Here is a 19,478-nt window from a genome sequence, read left to right as displayed (position 1 = left end):
GTCAATCTCCTGATCCAGTGGTGTCGTGCGGTTCGGCCAGCAGGTCGTCGAGGCGCGCGATGCGGGCGCGCCACAGCTGCTCGTATCGACCCAGCAGGGCCCTGGCGCGCGCGATCATCTCGGGGTTCGCGCGGACGAGCCGCTCGCGCCCCTCCGCGCGCTTGACGATGAGCCGCGCCTCTTCGAGCACGGCCACGTGCTTCTGGACCGCGGCGAACGACATGTCGTAGTCGCGGGCCAGTGCGGAGACGGACTGCTCACGCTCGATCGTCCGACGCAGGATGTCGCGCCGCGTTGCCGCCGCCAGTGCGTGGAAGACACGGTCGATCTCCGTCTCGCTCAACTCCGTTTGTGCAACCATTTGGTTGTACGTTAGGGGTGCGGAGGGCGGGTGTCAAGAGGCCTTCTTCCTCCTCGCTACTATCCCAGCACCTCCACACCGAACCCGGCGACGACCGCGCGCACCTCGTCGAGGTAGCGCTGCGCCTGCTCCGTCAGCGGGATCGCGGCGTGATCGATCCACCCGATCTCGATGCGCTCGTCGACGTCGAGCGGGATCGCGACGATCTCCGGATCGAGCTCGTCGCTGATGATGCCGGTCGAGATCGTGTACCCGCCGAGGCCGATCATGAGGTTGAAGATCGTCGCCCGATCGGAGACCCGGATCTCGCGCCTGCTCGACATGGTGGAGAGGATCTCCTCGGCGAAGTAGAAGGAGTTGTCCGCCCCCTGGTCGAAGGTGAGTCGCGGCAGATCCTCGAGGTCGGCGAGAGTCGCGCGCTTCCGGGAGGCGAGCGGGTTGCGCCGTGAGATGAAGATGTGCGGCTCGGCGAGGAACAGCGGATGGAACGCGAGCCCCGAGTCCCGGAGCAGCTTGTCGATCACCTTCCGGTTGAAGTCGTTCCGGTAGAGGATGCCGATCTCGCTGCGGAGCGTGCGGACATCCTCGATGATGTCGCCCGTCCGGGTCTCCCGCAGGGAGAACTCGTACTCGGCCGCCCCGCTCGCCTGGACCATCCGCACGAACGCGTCGACCGCGAACGAGTAGTGCTGCGCCGAGATGCCGAGCAGACGCCGCGACGGGGGCCGGTCGAGGTAGCGCTGCTCGAGGAGCTCCACCTGCTCGACGACCTGCCTCGCATAGCCGAGGAACTCCGCCCCGTCGAGGGTGAGCGTCACGCCGCGTGCCGAGCGCACGAGGAGCGTGCGCCCCACGCGCGCCTCGAGCTCCTTCATCGCCGCCGACATCGTCGGCTGCGCGACGTAGAGCAGGTCGGCGGCACCCGAGATCGAGCCCTCGGCGGCGACCTCGATGAAGTAGCGGAGCTGCTGCAGCGTGAGACCGCTCGTTCCCTGTGCCATAGCCAAAGACTATATGGAGGGATAGCGTCGTCTTCTTACCCGATATCGCCCGAATCCCGGCACGATGGAGGCTCCGACGACCGAGGATCGACCCGACCCTCATCACCCCTGGATTGGCCCATGGCGAGCGCATTCGAGTTCAGCATCACGACCACCCCCTTCGACGAGGACTACACGCCATCGGAGAGCTCCCGGATCACGACCAACTTCGCCAACCTCGCGCGCGGCGAGCGCCGTCAGGAGAACCTCCGCAGCACCCTGACCATGATCGACCGGCGGTTCAACGACCTCGCGCACTGGGACAACCCGACCCGCGACCGCTACACCCTCGAACTCGAGATCGTCTCCGTGCAGCTGCGCACGTCGGCGGATGACGAGGCTCAGCCGTTCCCGCTGCTGGAGGTCCTCGACACGCGGATCATCGACCGGCACACGGGCGCCCGCCACCACGGGATCGTCGGCAACAACTTCTCGTCCTACATCCGTGACTACGACTTCAGCGTCGTCCTGCCCGCGGCGAAGGATGGCGCGGGGGCGCCCGCGCTCCCCCGCGACTTCGGCGTCCTCCATGGCAGGCTCTTCCAGCACTTCCTCGACTCGGATGTCTACCGGCAGCGCTTCCCGCAGGCGCCCGTCATCTGCATCAGCGTCTCGACGAGCAAGACCTACCACCAGACCGGCAACAGCCACCCCGTCCTCGGCGTCGAGTACCAGCAGGACGAGCACTCCCTGACCGACGAGTACTTCGGCAAGATGGGGCTCCGGGTGCGCTACTTCATGCCGCGCGGAAGCGTCGCGCCGCTCGCGTTCTACTTCCGCGGCGACCTGCTGAACGACTACTCGAACCTGCAGCTCATCAGCACGATCAGCACGATGGAGACGTTCCAGAAGATCTACCGCCCCGAGATCTACAACGCGAACTCGGCCGCCGCCGCCGTCTACCGCCCGAGCCTGGGTGCGCAGGACTTCTCGCGGACGCAGATCTCCTACGACCGCGAGGAGCGCAGCCAGCTCGCCGTCACGCAGGGGAAGTACGCGCAGGAGCACTTCATCGAGCCGAACCGCGAGCTGCTGGAGCAGTGGACCGCCGGCGACCCCGTTCTCGTCGCATGACCCCCGGAGGACCATCCATGACCCCCGCGCTCCTGCCGACCTCGATCGTCGGCAGCCTTCCCAAGCCGTCGTGGCTCGCCGAGCCGGAGACGCTCTGGTCCCCCTGGAAGCTCGAGGGCGCCGCGCTGACCGAGGGCAAGCAGGATGCGATGCGCATCGCCGTCCAGGAGCAGACGCGCCGCGGCATCGACATCATCGGCGACGGGGAGCAGACGCGCCAGCACTTCGTGACGACGTTCATCGAGCACCTCGACGGCGTCGACTTCGCACAGCGCAGGACCGTGCGCATCCGCGACCGCTACGACGCGAGCGTTCCGACGGTCGTCGGCGCGGTGCACCGCGAGCACCCCGTGTTCGTCGACGACGCGGCGTTCCTCCGTGCGAGCACCGACCGCCCGATCAAGTGGACGCTGCCGGGCCCGATGACGATGGTCGACACGCTCTACGACGCTCATTACCGCAGCCGCGAGAAACTGGCGTGGGAGTTCGCGACCATCCTCAACCAGGAGGCCAGGGAGCTCGAGGCCGCGGGCGTCGACATCATCCAGTTCGACGAGCCCGCCTTCAACGTCTTCCTCGACGAGGTCAAGGACTGGGGCGTCGCCGCCCTCGAGCGCGCGTGCGAGGGGCTGCGCGCCGAGACCGCCGTGCACATCTGCTACGGCTACGGGATCAAGGCGAACACCGACTGGAAGGCGACGCTCGGCTCGCAGTGGCGCCACTACGAGGAGTCGTTCCCGCTTCTGCAGCGGTCGGCCGTCGACATCGTCTCGCTCGAGTGCCACCACTCCCGCGTCCCGCTCGAGCTCGTCGAGCTCGTCCGCGGCAAGAAGGTCATGCTCGGCGCGATCGACGTCGCGGATGAGACGGTCGAGACCCCCGAGGAGGTCGCCGACACCCTCCGCCGTGCGCTCGCCTACGTCGACGCGGACAAGCTCGTGCCCAGCACGAACTGCGGCATGGCGCCGTTCCCCCGGGAGGTCGCGCTGCGCAAGCTCAGCGCGCTCAGCGCGGGCGCGGCCATCCTGCGCGAGGAGCTGGCCGATGCGCGCGTCTGAGGCGTCACCCGCCGACGTGCCTGCCGAGACCCCGCGTCACGGCTTCGCGCCGTCGCTGTCGCCCGACGACTTCAAGGCCCTCTTCCGGGGGCACCCCGGGGGCGTCACCGTCATCACGGCGGATGCCGGCGACGGGCCCGTCGCCCTGACGGCGACCTCGGTCGCGTCGGTGAGCGCCGAGCCCCCGCTCCTGGTGTTCTCGATCTCGGCGCTGTCGTCGGCGTCGGACGTTCTCTCGCGCGCCGAGACCGTCGTCGTGCACTTCCTCGACGCTCACGATCTGGAGGTGGCGAAGCTCGGCGCCGCGAGCGGCGTCGACCGCTTCGCCCAGGAGCACCCGTGGACGCGCCTCGCCACGGGCGAGCCCGTGTACGAGGGCGTGCGCGCGTGGGTGCGCTGCGCGGTCATCGACCGGATGGATGCGGGCACGTCGACGGTCGTCGCGGCCCACGCACTGCAGTCGCACATCGAGCGCGACATCCACCCGGGCGACGTCGGCGACGCGCTGGTCTATCACAACCGCACGTGGCACCGCCTCGGCGAGCACTCGCGCATCGAGCCCTGACGGCGTCGTCCTCGATCGTTGGGCGTCGACACGCTCGGGGCCTGGATCCCGCGTGAGCGGGCGGATCAGACGGACCGGGCATTCGCCCGCTCCGTCGCCGCAGCGGCGTGGCCGAGGAAATCGGCGATGACCCCGAGCGCGTGCTCGTCGAGCCCCGCCAGTGCCGAGTTCAGGTCTTCGCCGAGGGGTGCGAGCAGACCGAACAGCCTCGGGAGGTGATCGGGGAGAGGCCGCACGAGCACCGTCCGGCGATCGGCCTCCGCGCGCTCGCGCGCCACCCATCCCTGCTCGACCAGACGACGGACGATCCCGGTCGTCGTCGCCGGTGGGAGAGCCAGCATGCGCGACAGCTCGCCGATCGGGACAGGTCCGTGGCGGTGAACGAGGTTGAAGCACTGCAGCTCGACCGGGCGGAGTCCGACCTGCGCACTGAGATGGTGCCCCAGAATCGCAAGCTGGAGCTCCAGCTCCCGGTAGCGGTCGAGCACGCGCCACACCCCGGAATCGCCGCTGTTGATATCGGGCACGGATTCGGACACCGTCTCATCCTCGCAGGGCCCCGTGTCCGTTCCCGCGGAGAAGTCTTTCGGTTTTCGTAGCAATCCGCTACGGTTCGATCATGACCAACGGTTTCGATGCACGCGCGGCGGTCACCCGATCGATGCTCGGCTGGGGTGCTGTCGCAGGGCCGTTCTATCTGCTTTTCGGCCTGACCCTGGCTCTCACCCGTGAAGGGTTCGACCTCTCGCGGCACGCCCTGAGCCTGCTGACCCTCGGCGACGTCGGCTGGCTTCAGGTCGTGAACTTCGCCCTCACCGGCCTCATGGTGGTCATCGCAGGCTGGGGCCTCCTTCGCACGCCCGATGGTCGCGCTCGCGGCGTCGGGGTCGCCGTGATCGTCGCCGGGGCTTCGATCGCGCTGGCGGGCATCTTCCGGCCCGATCCCGCAGGCGGATTCCCGCCGGGCTCGGAGATGAGCATGAGCGCGAGCGGCATCCTGCATCTCGTCCTCGGCGCGCTCGAGTTCGCCGCGTTCGCGGTCGCCGCCCTCCTGCTCGCGCGGCTCTTCCGAGCACGCGGAGAGCGGCGACACGCTCTGCTCTCGCGCATCGCAGGCATCGCCGTCGTCGCCGCGTTCCTGGCCGGGGCGGCGCTTGCGACCGCGCCCGTGGGGGTCGCCCTCCTGTGGCTCGCCGTCGTCATCAGCTTCGCCTGGCTGCTCGCTGCTTCGGTCTGGGCATACCGGACCGTCCCGCATCCCGACGCCGACAAGCGCCTCGTGTAGCGCGGGGCCGCGCACGCCTGCGGGCGTCAGTCGGTGGGACGCCAGAGCACCACGTCGGTCTGCCGGCGCACGCGGGTGCCCGCGCGCAGCGTCACGACTGCGCCGTTCGCGCTCGTCGCGAACACGCGCGCGCCCGGACGCTGCTCGCGCTCGGCGCGCAGCTCGCGCTCGAGCTCCCGGACACGGCCGCGCAGCTCCTGCACCTCGTTCTCCATGTGCAGGATGCGCTCGATGACGGCGAGGCGCACACCCTCGGACGACAGCCGCGCGACCTCGCGCAGCTGCTCGATGTCGCGCAGGGAGTAGCGCCGCGATCCGCCGCGCGTGCGCCCGGGGACGACGAGGCCCATGCGGTCGTACTGCCGCAGGGTCTGCGGGTGCATGGCGGCGAGCTCGGCAGCCGCCGCGATGGGGAAGATCGGCGCATCGGGGTCGATGTCGGCCGGGTCGACCGGGATCGGCATGGTGCTCACCTCCTGAAGGTGTCGGGGGCGGATGGCGGCAGCGGGTTACTGCTTCGCCTTCGCCATCATCTCAGCGCGGGGGTTCTCCTTCGGCTCGGCCTCGCGGTAGGCGAGGAGCGCCTCGCGCGCGGCGTCGTCGAGATGCGACGGCACAGCCACCTGCACCTCGGCGAGGAGATCGCCCGTGCCCTTGCTGGACGCGATGCCGCGTCCCTTGACGCGGAGCACGCGGCCGGAGGGCGTGCCGGGGGCGACGCGCAGCTTCACGGGGTCGCCACCGAGCGTCGGAACCTCGATGGTCGCGCCGAACACCGCCTCGGTGAACGTGATCGGCACGGTCACGCGGACGTTCAGGCCGTCGCGCGTGAAGACGGGGTGCGATCGGACGGCGACCTCGACGACGATGTCGCCGCTCTCCCCTCCGTCCGGCGAGGGACGCCCGCGCCCGCGCAGGCGGATCTTCTGGCCATCCGCGACGCCCGCGGGGATCTTGACCTTGAACGGCTTGCCGTCCTCGCCCTGGAGCGTGATGGTCTCGCCCTTGGCGGCCGTCGTGAAGTCGATCGTCGTGCGCGCACGCACGTCGGCGCCGCGCTGGGGGCCGCCGAAGCCGCGGTACCCGCCCGTCGACTGCCCGAAGCGGCCGGAGCCGAAGCCTCCGCCCCCGCCGGAGAACATCGAGAAGATGTCGTCGAAGTCGCCGGGGGACGCCGTGCGCTGCTGCGTGAACCGGCTGAAGACGTCGTCGAACCCGCCGCCGGCGCCGCCGGGCGCGGTGAACCGCGCACCCGAGCCCATCGCGCGCAGCTCGTCGTACTCCTTGCGCTGCTCGGGGTCGGAGAGCACCGAGTACGCCTCGCTGATCTCCTTGAACCGCGACTCCGCAGCCGCGTCGCCCGGGTTCGAGTCAGGGTGGTACCTGCGCGCGAGCTTGCGGTAGGTCTTCTTCAGATCCGCGTCGCTCACGTTCTTGTCGACGCCGAGGATCTTGTAGAAGTCCTTGTCGAACCAGTCCTGACTGGCCATCTGCACCTTCTTCTTGCGAATGCTCTACGCGTGATCCGGAAAGCGGTCGGCCCCGCCGCAGCGGGGCCGACCGGGAGTCATTCCGCCGGGACGGCGACGACGACCTTGGCGGGGCGCAGCTCGACGTCGCCCAGCAGGTAGCCGACCTCGACGACCTCGAGGATCGTGCTCTCGGTCGTGCCGGGGACCGGCTGCTGGAAGATCGCCTCGTGGCGCTGCGGGTCGAACGTCTCGCCGGTCGCGCCGAACGCGACGACGCCCAGGCGCTCGGCGACGCCGCGCACCTTGGCCGCGACGGCCGAGAACGGGCTGCCCTCGGCGAGGTCGCCGTGCTTCTCGGCGCGGTCGAGGTCGTCGAGCACGGGGAGGAGGCCCTTCACGGCCTCGCCCCTCGCGCGGGAGATCTCGATCTCGCGCTGCTCCTCGGTGCGGCGACGGTAGTTCGCGTACTCCGCCTGGAGGCGCTTGAGGTCGTGCAGGAGCTGCGTCTCGTAGTCGCTCTTCTCCGCCTCCGCCGCCTCGTCGGTCTGCTCGGCGCCGAGGATGTCGTCGACCGTCAGGCCGTCGCCCTCCTCCGCGGTCTCAGCCGGCTGCGCCGCGGGGTCGGAAGCGGCGGCTTCCGACCCCTCGGCGTCCGGCTGGACCTCGTCGCCGTCGGGCTGCTCGCCCTGGGGCTCCTCGAAGTCCTTGTCCGTCATCAGCTCTTCTTCTCGTCCTCGTCGTCCACGACCTCGGCGTCGATGACGTCCTCATCCGCCGAGCTCTGCTCGCCGGCCGGGGCGTCCTGCGGCGCCTGCTCCTGCGCGGCCTGAGCCTGCTGGTAGATCGCCTCGCCGAGCTTGGTCTGGCTCTCGTTGAGCTTCTCGAACGCGGCCTTCACGGCGTCGTCGTCCTCGCCCGCGAGCGCGGTCTTGAGCGCGTCGACGTCGGCCTTGACCGAGTCCTTCACGTCGGCGGGGAGCTTGTCGTCGTTCTCCGAGATGAGCTTCTCGATCGAGTACGCGAGCGTCTCGGCCTGGTTGCGGACATCCGCAGCCTCGCGGCGCTTCTTGTCCTCGGCCGCGTGCTCCTCGGCGTCGCGGACCATCCGCTCGATGTCCTCCTTCGAGAGCGACGAGCCGCCCGTGATGGTCATCGACTGCTCCTTGCCCGTGCCCTTGTCCTTGGCGGACACGTGCACGATGCCATTCGCGTCGATGTCGAACGTGACCTCGACCTGCGGCACGCCGCGGGGCGCCGGCGCGATGCCGGTGAGCTCGAAGGTGCCGAGCGGCTTGTTGTCGCGGGTGAACTCGCGCTCGCCCTGGAAGACCTGGATGGCCACCGACGGCTGGTTGTCGTCTGCGGTCGTGAAAGTCTCGCTGCGCTTGGTCGGGATGGCCGTGTTGCGCTCGATGAGCTTGGTCATCACGCCGCCCTTGGTCTCGATGCCGAGGCTCAGCGGGGTGACGTCGATGAGGAGGACGTCCTTGCGCTCGCCCTTCAGCACGCCCGCCTGGATGGCGGCGCCGACGGCGACGACCTCGTCCGGGTTGACGCCCTTGTTGGGCTCCTGGTTCGTCTCGCTCTTCACGAGCTCGCTGACCGCGGGCATGCGGGTCGAGCCGCCGACGAGCACGACGTGCGCGATGTCGGAGACCTTGATGCCCGCCTCGCGGATGACGTCCTGGAACGGCTTCTTCGTGCGCTCGAGGAGGTCCTTCGTGAGGTCCTCGAACTTCGCGCGCGAGATCGTCTCGGACAGCGACACGGGGCCGTTCTCCGTGAGCGACAGGTACGGCAGGTTGACGCTCGTCGACGTCGAGCTCGAGAGCTCCTTCTTCGCCTGCTCCGCAGCCTCCTTGAGGCGCTGCAGGGCGATCTTGTCGTTCGAGACGTCGACGCCCGTGGAGTCCTTGAACTGCTTGATGAGGTAGTCGACGAGGCGCTGGTCCCAGTCGTCGCCACCGAGGCGGTTGTCGCCCGCCGTGGCACGCACTTGGATGGTCGAGAAGTCGTCGTCCTTGCCCACCTCGAGCAGCGAGACGTCGAAGGTTCCGCCGCCGAGGTCGAAGACGAGGATGAGCTCGTCCTCCTTGCCCTTGTCGAGACCGTACGCGAGGGCGGCGGCCGTGGGCTCGTTGATGATGCGCAGGACGTTGAGGCCCGCGATCTCGCCGGCCTCCTTCGTGGCCTGGCGCTCGGCGTCGTTGAAGTACGCGGGCACGGTGATGACGGCGTCGGTCACCGTGTCGCCCAGGTACTGCTCGGCGTCGCGCTTCAGCTTCTGGAGGATGCGCGCCGAGATCTCCTGCGGCGTGTACGACTTGTCGTCCACCTTGAACGTCCAGTCGGTGCCCATGTGGCGCTTGACCGACGCGAGGGTGCGGTCGACGTTGGTGACGGCCTGGCGCTTCGCGGTCTCGCCGACGAGCACCTCGCCGTCCTTGGTGAACGCGACGACCGACGGGGTCGTGCGGAAGCCCTCGGCGTTGGCGATGACCTTCGGCTCGCCGCCCTCGAGGACCGAGACGACCGAGTTGGTCGTCCCGAGGTCGATACCCACAGCACGTGCCATGTTGCTTCTCCTTCTGTCGCTGCCTGAAGTCTGCGCGCGATCTTGAGTCGCGCTGACTCAAGCGTACGGCGACAGCCGGGGGAAGTCAAGAAACTTGATACAGCCCGACTCAACTTCACCCCGCGCCCTCGAGACTAGCGCCGGTCGTCGAGACCGGTGTAGCGGGCGTCCGAGACTAGCGCCGGTCGTCGAGACCGGTGTAGCGGGCGTCCGAGACTAGCGCCGGTCGTCGAGACCGGTGTCGGGAACACAGGTCTCGACGCCGGACACTAGTCTCAGCGGGAGAACGGGCGGCAGACGGCGCGACGGCGCGCCACCGCGCGTTCACCGAGGAGGCCTAGCGTGACCGACATGCCCGAGCCCGCCCGCCCCTCCGCGCCGCCCGCGGCCGCCGACACCGCCGCGCTGACCGTGATGGGGCTCGAGCTCCCTCAGCGCGCTCCCGCATCGCGCGGCACCGTCTTCGCCTGGGCGCTCTGGGACTGGGCGACCCAGCCGTTCAACACGGTCATCCTCACGTTCATCTTCACGGCGCTCTACCTGACGACAGACGCCTTCCTTCCGCCCGATGTGCAGGGTCTCGCCGACGAGGACCCGGTCAAGGTCGCGGCTCTCGCCGACCTCGCGTCGGGCCTCGGATGGGGCACCACGGTCGCGGGCCTCCTCATCCTCCTGCTCGCGCCGGTTCTCGGACAGCAGGCGGATGCCGCGGGCCGGCAGAAGCTGTGGCTCGGGATCGGCACGGGGGCGCTCATCGTCTGCATGCTCGGCCTGTGGTTCGTCGAGCCCACCCCGACCCTGTTCTGGCTGGGGGTCGCGCTGATCTCAGCGGGCATGGTGTTCGGCGAGATCGCGGCCGTCAACTCCAACGCCATCCTCGTCGGCATCGCGACGCCGAAGACGATCGGGCGCATCTCGGGCCTCGGCTGGGGGTTCGGGTACCTCGGCGGCATCGTCGCCCTCGCTCTCGTCATCGTCTTCTACCTGGGCGACTGGTTCGGGCTCTCGTCGGAGGGCGGCCTCCCGTTCCGCGTCATCGCGGTCGGCTGCGCGCTGTGGACGATCGCGTTCGCCATCCCGATCTTCGTGAAGGTGCCCGAGCCCTCGCTCGGGCGCCCCGAGCGCCGCGTGGGCTTCGTGCAGTCGTACGCGCTGCTCGTGAAGGATGTCGCCGGCCTCTACCGCTCCCCCGCCACGCGCCCGACCTTCTGGTTCCTCCTCGCGAGCGCGGTCTTCCGCGACGGCCTCGCCGGGGTGTTCACGTTCGGCGCGGTGATCGCTGCGACCGTCTTCGGCTTCGGCACGCTCGAGCTCATGATCTTCGGCGTCGCCGCTAACGTCATCGCGGGCGTCTCGACGATCATCTCGGGTCGCCTCGACGACCGGTTCGGGCCCAAGCGCATCATCCTCTTCTCGCTCGGCGCGATGACCCTCGCGGGGCTCGCGGTCTTCGCACTCGCCGATGCCGGGCGCACCGTGTTCTGGATCGGCGGGCTCATCCTGTGCGTGTTCGTCGGACCGGCCCAGGCGGCGTCGAGGTCGTTCCTCGCCCGGGTCACGCCCGCGGGCCGCGAGGGCGAGATCTTCGGCCTCTACGCGACGACGGGGCGCGCCGCGAGCTGGATGGCCTCGGCCGCGTGGGCGCTCCTCATCACCGTCACGCACCAGACGACGTTCGGCATCCTCGGCCTCGTGCTCGTCCTCCTGCTCGGATTCCTCCTGCTGCTGCCCGTGAAGGCCGCGCGGTGATCCGGGGCGGGTAGCGTCGGGAGCATGCCCCGCACCGCCCGCCGTCGCATCGTGTTCCTCGACATCGACGGGACGATCCTCGACCACGATGGGACCATCCCGCCCTCGACGCCCGATGCCATCCGCCGCGCTCGCGCCAACGGCCACCTCGTGCTGCTCGCGACGGGGCGGACGCCGTACGAGGTCGACGTGCAGGTGACCGACATCGGGTTCGACGGCATCGTCGCGGGCGCCGGCGCGTTCGTCGAGTACGACGGCGAGTGGATCATCGAGCGCCTCATGCCCGAGGCGTCCTGCCGGAGGCTGCGCGAGGAGTTCGACGCGCTCGGGCTGGACTACGTGCTCCAGGGGCGCGAGTACTTCTATGCCACCACGGGCATGCAGCGGCACCTGCGCCGTCAGCTCGGCGTCTCGGATGGCGAGGGCGTCTCGGATCGCGGGCTCGGCCGGTACCTCGGCGAGATCCCGCCGCTGCGCCACGACCGCACGGCGAAGGCCGTGTTCTCGGGCGACGACCTCGGGGCCTACGACGCCGTGCAGCGTGCCGTGGGCGCCGAGTTCACGGTCATCACGGGCACGATCCCCGGCATGGGCACGGCGAGCGGGGAGGTGTCGATGCCCGCGGTGACCAAGGGCAGCGCGATCCGCGAGCTGGTCGATCGGATCGGGATGGACCTCGCCGACGCGATCGCGATCGGCGACAACAACAACGATCTCGAGATGCTCGAGCTCGCGGGCGTCGGCATCGCGATGGGCAACGGCACGCTGCAGGCGAAGGAGGCGGCAGACGAGGTGACCGCTCCGATCGACGAGGACGGCCTCGCGAAGGCCTTCGCGCGGCACGGTCTCCTCTGACGCAGACGGAATAGGGGCGCGCCGACCGCGGTTCACGCCGGTGTGACGCTGCTGACCCCGCTCCCCGCACTGCGCGACGGCGATGCGCTCGAGCGCCTGCTGTCGTCGCTCGAGTGGGAGGTGCGCAGCACCGACCGGCTCCGCATCGAGCGGGAGATCGCCCTCGGCACGGGCGATGCCGCGCTCGTGTACGTGCTCGAGGGGGCACTGGCCCTGCCGCCGCGCGCCTACGACTGCGGTGCGCGCGACGGAGCCCCGCCGACGGAGCTCGTCGCGGGCGACACGCTTCTCTCCCTGGGCCGCGAGCCGATGCGGATCCGCGGCGACGGAGCCTTCGTGATCGTCTCGCGGCTGAGCGCATCCGAGTCCGTCCAGCGGCAGCTCGCGATCGTGCCGGATCTCGTGTCGGTCAGCGGATTCTCGCGCATCGAGCCCGCCGCCGCGGCGCTCGCAGCCCACCTCGGCCTCCCCGCGGTGACGAGCCCGTACGCCGGGGCGGCTCCCGTGATCTGCCGCCTCATGGCGACGACGCTCGCTCTCGCGACGCTGCGCGCGTGGGCCGTCGCCGGCTGCGCACCCGACGGATGGCCCGCGCGCACCGCGGATCCGTTCCTCGCGCGCGTGATCGAGGCCATCCACGCGGAGCCCGGGCGCGACTGGACGGTCGAGCGGATGGCCGCGATCGCGGCCATGTCTCGCTCGGTCTTCGCCGAGCGGTTCCGCTCGGTCGTCGGACGGTCGCCGCTCGGATACCTGACGGAGGTGCGCATGGCGGCCGCGCAGGACCTGCTCGCGGGCGGTGCCGGGGTCTCCGAGGTCTCCCGCCGCCTCGGCTACGCGTCGGACGAGGGCTTCAGCCGCGCATTCCGGCGCCACACGGGTGTCACGCCGTCGGCGTGGCGTGCGCGAGCGCTCGTCCGCGCGTAGCCGCGACCGGCCCTACCGGCGACCGGCGAGGCCGAACAGCACGGCGCCGAGGGCGACCGCGACGGCTCCCGTGATGTAGGCCGCGTCGACTCCCGCGGCGTCGACGAGCACCCCGCCGATGCCGGCCGCGAGCATGATCGCGAGCTGGAATCCCGCGACGACCAGGCCTCCGCCGGCCTCGAGGCGGTCGGGCAGGCGGCGGCCGATCCAGGCGTTCAGCACGATGAGCCACGCCGAGAACGCGACACCCCACACGACCACGGCGACGCCGACGACCGCGAGCGAGGTCGGCCACAGGATGACCGCGACGATCGGCGCGCCGACGAGCACCGGCACGGCAGCCGAGAGCAGGCCGAGGTGGCGGTCGACGATCACGCCGGTGACGACGTTGCCGACGAGCCCGCCGACGCCGAAGAGGGCGAGGAGGAGCACGATCGCCCCCTCGTCGAGCGGCGTGCGCTGGGGGCCCTCCGTGATCCGCTCGAGTGCGAGCCGGATGTAGGTGTACGCGGTGAAGTGGCCGAGAACCGTGAGCACGTGGCCGGCGAGGCCCAGTGCGATCCCGGGTCGGCGGAGCGTGCTGCCGAGGATGGCGAGGCTCGCTGCGCTCTGCGCCGGCACCTTCGGCAGGAGCACGCGGAGCGCGACGGCGACGGCGGCCGTGACGACGGCGGCGCCCGCGAAGACGGCGCGCCAGTCGGCGAACGTGCTGAGGAGCACGCCGAGCGGAACCCCGAGCACTGTCGCCAGCGACGTCCCGGCGGTCGTGAACATGACCGCGCGCCCGAGCCGCTCCGGGCCGGCGATGCGCGACGCCACCGTGAGCGACATCGACCAGAACCCGCTGAGCGCCGCGCCGAGCAGCACCCGCGACGCGAGCACGATGCCCAGGGACGGCGCGAGCGCGACGAGCAGGTTCGACACGGCGGCCGCGACCGCGAGCCACACGAGCAGGTCCCTGCGGTCGAGGCGCGGCACGAGGAGGCCGATCGTCGGGGCGACGAGGAATCCGACGAGGGCGGTCACGGTGACCGCCTGTCCCGCCTGGCCCGCCGTCACACCGAGGTCGCGCGCGAACTCGGTGAGCACGCCGTTCGGAAGGAACTCCGCGGTCACCAGCACGAAGCTCATGACCATCATCGTCACGAGCGCGCCGTAGCGGAGGCGCTCGCGCGGAGGTGAGAGGCGTTCGTCGACGGTCGGAAGCGAGGCGGTGTTCGTCATGCCCTCCAGCGTCGCGGGGCCCGGCGCTCGCTGCCCGACCGCGCGTCCGGGCCATCCGACCGATCGTCCGCATCCGCGTGGATGAGCGGAACGACGCACCGAATGGGCACCTCATGGGCAGAACTCCCCATCGCGGTTCTACAGAATGTCATTTCTGTGAAACACCTGGGTCTCTAGGTTGGGTTCATCCGTCTGCGCACGGCGACGACGCCGTGTCGCAGGCATCCGGGCGCCGACCTCGCGGTCGACGCGTGAAACCTGGAGGAAGAGTGAAGTCACGCACCGCATGCGCACTGGGAGCAGCGATCCTGCTCGCCGGGGCGCTCGCACCGACGGCCGCCACCGCGGCACCGAGCGACACCGACACGGCTCCGCCGCTCGACCCGACCGTCCCCGCACAGCAGGACGACCGCCCCGATCCGCTCGCCGAGAAGCGCACGGCGGAGAAGATGCGGGCGGCCGAGCTGGTCGCGACGGGCCAGGCCGAGGTCACCGAGCGCGGCAAGGGCAAGAACAAGACCCGCGTCGTGGAGATCGCCCCCGATGACTGGGTGGAGTACGGCGTCGAGGAGACGGCCCAGCTGTTCTCGATCCTCGTGGAGTTCGGCGACACCCCCGACGAGCGGTTCCCCGAGGCGCCGGCCGCGGGTCCGCTGCACAACGAGATCCCGGAGCCCGCCGCCGACGACAACTCGACCTACTGGGAGGAGGACTTCTCGCGCGAGCACTTCCTCGAGATGTTCTTCACGGGCCTCGAGGACCAGGGCGGGGAGTCGTTCCGCGGCGTCTACGACGAGATGTCGTCCGGCCGCTTCGATCTGCAGGGCGACGTGTCCGACTGGGTCACCGTGCCGTACGCGGAGGCGTCGTACGGGCAGACCGAGTCGCAGGACGACATGACGCGCTTCATCCAGGACTCCGCGGACGCCTGGTACGCCGACCAGCTCGCACAGGGCAAGACGCACGACGAGATCGTGGCGTACCTCCAGACGTTCGACGTGTGGGACCGGTACGACCTCGACGGCGACGGCATCACGAACGAGCCCGACGGCTACATCGACCACTTCCAGGCGATCCACGCCGGCGAGGGCGAGGAGGCGGGCGCTCCCGAGTGGGCGATCTGGTCGCACCGCTGGGCGGCGAACCAGGCAGGCCTCGGCGTCGACGGACCGGCCGACCACCCGAAGGCGGGCGGCGTCCGCATCGGCGACACGGACATCTGGATCCGCGACTACACGACCGAGCCCGAGAACGGCGGCCTCGGCGTCTTCGCCCATGAGTTCGGGCACGACCTGGGCCTTCCCGACTACTACGACACCGACGGCGGCGACAACGGCACCGCCTTCTGGACGCTGATGAGCTCGGGCTCGTGGCTCGGGCACGGCGACGGCACGATCGGCACGACCCCGAACCACATGGGCGCGACCGAGAAGCTGTTCCTCGGCTGGCTCGACTACGAGACGGTCGAGGCGGGCGGGTCGGCGACCGTCAACCTCGGACCGGCCTTCCACGCGACGACGCGCCCGCAGGCCGTGATCGTCAATCTGCCTCCCGGCGAGCAGTTCGTCGAGACCGGGCCCGCGGCATCCGGCACGAAGTACTTCTTCTCGGGCAGCGGCGCTGGGCTCGACAGCACCGTCACGAGCCCTGCGTTCGAGGTGCCGGCAGGCGCCGCGCTGACCGCACAGGTCGACTACGACATCGAAGCCGACTGGGACTACGCCTACGCCGAGATCTCGACCGACGCAGGGGCCAGCTGGACGCCGCTCGCGACCGACCACTCGACGACCGAGGACCCGAACGGGGCGAACCTCGGCAACGGCATCACGGGCGCGACCGAGGGCTGGACGGCCCTCACCGCCGACCTTGCGGCCTACGCGGGGCAGACCGCGCAGATCCGCTTCCGGTACGTCACCGACGGCGCGGTCAACAACCCCGGCTTCAAGGTCGACGACATCGCCGTGGGCGACGCGCTGTCGACCGACGTCGAGGACGGCGCAGCGGACTGGGAGCGCGCGGGCTTCGAGCTCATCGAGGACGGCGGGTACACCGTGCAGTACGACCACCGCTACATCGCGGAGAACCGCGTGTACGGCGGCTACGACGCGACGCTCGCCGAGGGCCCGTACAACTTCGGCTGGTCGCAGACCAACCCGAACCGGGTCGAGCACTTCCCGTTCCAGGACGGCCTGCTCATCTGGTACGTGAACGGGCTCTACGAGGACAACAACACCTCGGCGCACCCGGGCGGCGGCCAGGCCCTGCCGGTCGACGCGCGTGCGCAGGCGCTGACCTGGACGGACGGGACGATCGCGCGCAACCGCATCCAGACGTTCGACGCGACGTTCGGGCTCGACAAGACCGACAAGCTGTCGCTGCACCGCGAGACCGAGGAGGGCATGACCACCCTCGAGCTCAAGAAGCAGAAGCCGGTGTCGCTCTTCGACGACTCCGACCCGTACGCCTACTACGACGAGGCCAACCCGCAGAACTCGGTCATCGTCGGCGGCACGGGCACGACCATCCAGGTCGTGGGCGCTGACCGCCGCGAGGGCACGATGACCATCGAGGTCAACGCCGGGTCCTGACGACGGCACGACACCGAGGCCGGGTCGCCCCTCCGGGCGGCCCGGCCTCTCCGCGTCAGCGGGGCTGCGAGCGGGACACGACGCAGGAGAATCTCGCACGCGTGCGCGCCCGAGGCGCGTGATCCCGCGGATGGTCAGCGCGCGGTGGCAAGGAACTCCTGCGGTGTGTCCCGGGGCGGGAGCGGGATGGCTCGGCTCGGAGCCCGGGCCGGCTCAGCCCTGCGGACGGCGCGGGTCGGGCCACGCGTCGGCGAGGCGCCCCAGGAGATCCGCGAGCTGCGCGCGCTCCTCGGCGGTGAAGCCGGCCAGTGCCTGCTCGACGGCCTCCGTGCGCGCGCCGTGCGTGCGCGCCGCGATCGCGCGGCCCTCGTCGGTGAGCGCGATGAGCGTCCGACGCGCATCGGCAGGATCGGCCTCCCGGCGAGCGTGTCCCGATTCCACGACGGCCTGCACGAGCCGGCTCGCGCGAGGCTGATCGACGCCGAGGCGCTCGCCGATCTGCCCGACCGACAGCGGACCATCCGCCGTGGCGAGGATCTCCAGCAGCCGCAGACGTGCGATCGAGCGTCCGAACGGACCGCGCGGGTGATCGCCGTGCGGGCCGCCGTGCCCGTGGTGCGCACCGAGCGGACCGCCGTGCGGCCCGGCGTGGGGGCCTCCGAACGGGCCGCCGTGAAGCGGATGCCCGTGCTCGAACGGCCCCTCCCCGCCGCGGCGCCCGAGCCGCAGCCGCGCGAGGGCGGCGGCGATGCGGGCTGCGGGATCGGTCGGCTCTGCCACCCCTCTAAAGTACATGACACTTGACATGGAGATCCGATGCATGTCATCCTGCATATACATGCACGATGACATTGATTTGGAGACCTCCATGAACACCGACACCACACACCGCACCCCGCAGGACGACGGCCGCCCCCTCGGCTTCTGGCTGAAGGCCGTCGACTCCCTGCTCTCCCAGCAGATCGACGCCGCGCTCGAGAGCGAGGGCATCGACCACCGCGACTGGCGGCTGCTGAACGCACTCGCGGGCACGGCCGACGCGCCGGGTCTGCACGACCGACTCGCCCGCAAGCCCCACCGCGTCACGATGCTCGCCGAGCACGGATGGGTCGAGCTCGTCGACGGCGAATGGACCCTGACCGACGAGGGGCGCACGACGCTCGATCAGCTCGCGCCCCGGGTCGCCGCCGTGCGCGAGCGCGTCGCCGCCGCGGTCTCTCCCGAGGACTTCGCCACGACCCTCGCCTCACTCGAGGCCATCGCGCGCGAGCTCGGCTGGGAGGAGGGCAAGCCCCTGCCCCGCCGCAAGCGTCCCCGCGGCCGACACGGCCACGGCTTCGGCCCGCACGGCCACGGCTTCGGGCCCCACGGGTTCGGGCCCCACGGCCACGGGTTCGGGCCCCACGGCCACGGCCACGGCTTCGGGCCCCACCGCTTCGGCGCGCGCGGCTTCCACCACGACCACCGCGACGCGTCGTGACGCGGTCTCCCCGCGCACGGGCGGTCTCGGCCCCGGACCGTAGGCTCGAGTCATGAGCTTCGCCGAGACCTGCCCGTGCGGGAGCGGGCGGCCGTATCCGTCGTGCTGCGGCGCCCTCCACTCCGGCGCGCGCCTCGCGGATACCCCGGAAGAGCTCATGCGCTCGCGATACAGCGCCTTCGCGAAGGGCGATGTCGACTACCTCGCGCGCACCTGGCACCCGCGCACACGCCCCGCCGACCTCGCCCTCGACGACAGCACGACATGGACGCGCCTCGAGATCCTCGAGGCTGCGGGCGACGAGGTCGCGTTCGTCGCGCACTTCACGACGGCGGATGGCCCCGGCCGGCTCGAGGAGCGCTCCCGTTTCGCGCGCCGCGGCGGCCGCTGGGTCTACGTCGACGGCGACGTCGCCGGCTGAGTCACGCGCCGCTCCAGCCGCGCACGCGGTGCAGCCGCGCCGTCTTCGGGTAGGAGCCGCCGCGCCCGCCGACCTCGAACAGGTCGACGAGCAGGAACAGGGGGCAGTCGGGGGCCTGCGGGATCCGGCGCACGACCACGCCCTCGCATCCGATGACGGTCTCGCCTGCGCCCCAGATCGCGGTCCACGTGTGCGGTCTCGCGGCGTCGAACGGCAGCGTCACCTCGGCCATGTCGGTGCGCAGCCCCGGGTCGCCGTGGGCCTTGATGCCCGTGCGGGCGACGGTCGATGACCCCACAGCCTCCGCGTCGATCTCGAAGATGCAGATCTCGCCCGCGTCCTCTGCGCGCTCATGCTCCGTCCCGACGAGCCACGCGGCGAGCATCGCGCCCTCATCCGTGCTCGCACTCACGGTGATGTCGACGCGGCCCGAGCGCGGCGCCCACAGCAGGCGCGCCGGTGTCTCGGTTCGAACCGTCAGGCCATCGGGGCGATGCCGATGCGTGCCGCGCGTCGACCCGAGCGGCCCCGAGAAGACCCCGGTCTGCAGATTCGAGACGCGCAGCGGCGCGTCCTCGGGGCGCCAGTCGAGCTGGTCCTCATCGATCCGGAGGCGCAGGCCATCCGCGGCGACGTCGAACCGCGCCGCGGAGCGGTCGGGCGTCGTCCAGTGCGGCAGGTAGTGCGCGATCCAGAGGGCGGGATCGGGGCCCTCGGCGAAGTCGTCCTCGACGTCGGGGCGACGCGACGGAGGAGGCGGCAGGGAGTCGCGCATCACGGCGCGACCTTAGCGCGAGCGGGCGA

20 protein-coding genes are annotated in these 19,478 nt (G+C 70.7%); 10 read left to right on the top strand and 10 right to left on the bottom strand.

Going from position 1 to position 19,478, the window contains the following annotated elements:
* Window position 1 precedes the first annotated feature (1 nt).
* Both ACWXWW_RS04825 and ACWXWW_RS04820 read right to left on the bottom strand, forming a co-directional pair.
* Window positions 2–361, bottom strand: coding sequence for an ArsR/SmtB family transcription factor (locus ACWXWW_RS04825; protein ID WP_455969054.1), 360 nt, complete (start codon window positions 359–361; stop codon window positions 2–4).
* Window positions 362–420: 59 nt separating this feature from the next.
* On the bottom strand, window positions 421–1,362 hold the full coding sequence (locus tag ACWXWW_RS04820; protein WP_271174602.1) for a LysR family transcriptional regulator: 942 nt from the start codon (window positions 1,360–1,362) through the stop codon (window positions 421–423).
* A gap of 120 nt (window positions 1,363–1,482) precedes the next feature.
* Here ACWXWW_RS04820 and ACWXWW_RS04815 point away from each other — a divergent pair, with 120 nt between their 5' ends.
* From ACWXWW_RS04815 to ACWXWW_RS04805, 3 genes are read left to right on the top strand one after another with little or no spacing between them, the layout of a single operon-like run.
* The gene (locus tag ACWXWW_RS04815) at window positions 1,483–2,475 is read left to right on the top strand and encodes a DUF1852 domain-containing protein (RefSeq protein ID WP_455969053.1); all 993 of its coding nucleotides are present in this window, start codon (window positions 1,483–1,485) and stop codon (window positions 2,473–2,475) included.
* Between the two features lie 17 nt (window positions 2,476–2,492).
* Window positions 2,493–3,533, top strand: coding sequence for a methionine synthase (locus tag ACWXWW_RS04810; protein ID WP_455969051.1), 1,041 nt, complete (start codon window positions 2,493–2,495; stop codon window positions 3,531–3,533).
* A complete protein-coding gene (locus ACWXWW_RS04805; protein WP_455969049.1) occupies window positions 3,520–4,098 on the top strand; it encodes a flavin reductase family protein in 579 nt (192 codons plus the stop codon). Before ACWXWW_RS04810 ends, ACWXWW_RS04805 begins: the two co-directional genes overlap by 14 nt.
* 65 nt (window positions 4,099–4,163) lie before the next feature.
* Here ACWXWW_RS04805 and ACWXWW_RS04800 read toward each other — a convergent pair whose 3' ends face one another.
* Complete coding sequence (locus tag ACWXWW_RS04800) at window positions 4,164–4,637, bottom strand: MarR family winged helix-turn-helix transcriptional regulator (RefSeq protein ID WP_455969047.1); 474 nt, start codon at window positions 4,635–4,637, stop codon at window positions 4,164–4,166.
* Window positions 4,638–4,717: 80 nt separating this feature from the next.
* Here ACWXWW_RS04800 and ACWXWW_RS04795 point away from each other — a divergent pair, with 80 nt between their 5' ends.
* Complete coding sequence (locus tag ACWXWW_RS04795; protein ID WP_455969046.1) at window positions 4,718–5,383, top strand: DUF998 domain-containing protein; 666 nt, start codon at window positions 4,718–4,720, stop codon at window positions 5,381–5,383.
* Between the two features lie 26 nt (window positions 5,384–5,409).
* On the opposite strand, the gene ACWXWW_RS04790 is transcribed toward ACWXWW_RS04795, so the two are convergent.
* The 4 genes from ACWXWW_RS04790 to dnaK form a co-directional block, all read right to left on the bottom strand.
* Window positions 5,410–5,847, bottom strand: a complete 438-nt coding sequence (locus ACWXWW_RS04790; RefSeq protein ID WP_282980413.1) for a heat shock protein transcriptional repressor HspR — start codon at window positions 5,845–5,847, stop codon at window positions 5,410–5,412.
* Window positions 5,848–5,892: 45 nt separating this feature from the next.
* The gene (locus ACWXWW_RS04785) at window positions 5,893–6,873 is read right to left on the bottom strand and encodes a DnaJ C-terminal domain-containing protein (RefSeq protein WP_282980379.1); all 981 of its coding nucleotides are present in this window, start codon (window positions 6,871–6,873) and stop codon (window positions 5,893–5,895) included.
* A gap of 77 nt (window positions 6,874–6,950) precedes the next feature.
* Window positions 6,951–7,571, bottom strand: coding sequence for a nucleotide exchange factor GrpE (locus tag ACWXWW_RS04780; RefSeq protein ID WP_282980380.1), 621 nt, complete (start codon window positions 7,569–7,571; stop codon window positions 6,951–6,953).
* A complete protein-coding gene (gene dnaK, locus ACWXWW_RS04775; RefSeq protein WP_271174608.1) occupies window positions 7,571–9,430 on the bottom strand; it encodes a molecular chaperone DnaK in 1,860 nt (619 codons plus the stop codon). The genes ACWXWW_RS04780 and dnaK overlap by 1 nt, the downstream gene beginning before the upstream one ends.
* 351 nt (window positions 9,431–9,781) lie before the next feature.
* On the opposite strand from dnaK, the gene ACWXWW_RS04770 reads away from it, so the two are divergent.
* From ACWXWW_RS04770 to ACWXWW_RS04760, 3 genes are read left to right on the top strand one after another with little or no spacing between them, the layout of a single operon-like run.
* Complete coding sequence (locus ACWXWW_RS04770) at window positions 9,782–11,179, top strand: MFS transporter (protein WP_455969169.1); 1,398 nt, start codon at window positions 9,782–9,784, stop codon at window positions 11,177–11,179.
* A gap of 24 nt (window positions 11,180–11,203) precedes the next feature.
* A complete protein-coding gene (locus ACWXWW_RS04765; RefSeq protein WP_455969045.1) occupies window positions 11,204–12,034 on the top strand; it encodes a Cof-type HAD-IIB family hydrolase in 831 nt (276 codons plus the stop codon).
* A gap of 42 nt (window positions 12,035–12,076) precedes the next feature.
* Window positions 12,077–12,961 (top strand): helix-turn-helix transcriptional regulator, encoded by an 885-nt coding sequence (locus ACWXWW_RS04760; RefSeq protein ID WP_455969043.1) that lies wholly within the window; start codon window positions 12,077–12,079, stop codon window positions 12,959–12,961.
* Between the two features lie 12 nt (window positions 12,962–12,973).
* Here ACWXWW_RS04760 and ACWXWW_RS04755 read toward each other — a convergent pair whose 3' ends face one another.
* The gene (locus tag ACWXWW_RS04755; RefSeq protein WP_282980385.1) at window positions 12,974–14,185 is read right to left on the bottom strand and encodes an MFS transporter; all 1,212 of its coding nucleotides are present in this window, start codon (window positions 14,183–14,185) and stop codon (window positions 12,974–12,976) included.
* 269 nt (window positions 14,186–14,454) lie between these two features.
* Here ACWXWW_RS04755 and ACWXWW_RS04750 point away from each other — a divergent pair, with 269 nt between their 5' ends.
* A complete protein-coding gene (locus tag ACWXWW_RS04750; protein WP_455969041.1) occupies window positions 14,455–16,773 on the top strand; it encodes an immune inhibitor A domain-containing protein in 2,319 nt (772 codons plus the stop codon).
* 213 nt (window positions 16,774–16,986) lie between these two features.
* Here ACWXWW_RS04750 and ACWXWW_RS04745 read toward each other — a convergent pair whose 3' ends face one another.
* On the bottom strand, window positions 16,987–17,553 hold the full coding sequence (locus tag ACWXWW_RS04745; protein ID WP_421074939.1) for a MarR family winged helix-turn-helix transcriptional regulator: 567 nt from the start codon (window positions 17,551–17,553) through the stop codon (window positions 16,987–16,989).
* An 88-nt stretch (window positions 17,554–17,641) separates the two neighbouring features.
* On the opposite strand from ACWXWW_RS04745, the gene ACWXWW_RS04740 reads away from it, so the two are divergent.
* Both ACWXWW_RS04740 and ACWXWW_RS04735 read left to right on the top strand, forming a co-directional pair.
* Window positions 17,642–18,253 (top strand): hypothetical protein, encoded by a 612-nt coding sequence (locus ACWXWW_RS04740; protein ID WP_455969039.1) that lies wholly within the window; start codon window positions 17,642–17,644, stop codon window positions 18,251–18,253.
* Window positions 18,254–18,305: 52 nt separating this feature from the next.
* The gene (locus ACWXWW_RS04735; protein WP_455969038.1) at window positions 18,306–18,674 is read left to right on the top strand and encodes a YchJ family protein; all 369 of its coding nucleotides are present in this window, start codon (window positions 18,306–18,308) and stop codon (window positions 18,672–18,674) included.
* Window position 18,675: 1 nt separating this feature from the next.
* Here ACWXWW_RS04735 and ACWXWW_RS04730 read toward each other — a convergent pair whose 3' ends face one another.
* Window positions 18,676–19,449, bottom strand: a complete 774-nt coding sequence (locus ACWXWW_RS04730) for a hypothetical protein (protein ID WP_455969167.1) — start codon at window positions 19,447–19,449, stop codon at window positions 18,676–18,678.
* Window positions 19,450–19,478: the final 29 nt, after the last annotated feature.

Source organism: Microbacterium sp. KNMS (assembly GCF_053851835.1).
This window is presented reverse-complemented; position numbering and strand designations above follow the sequence as displayed.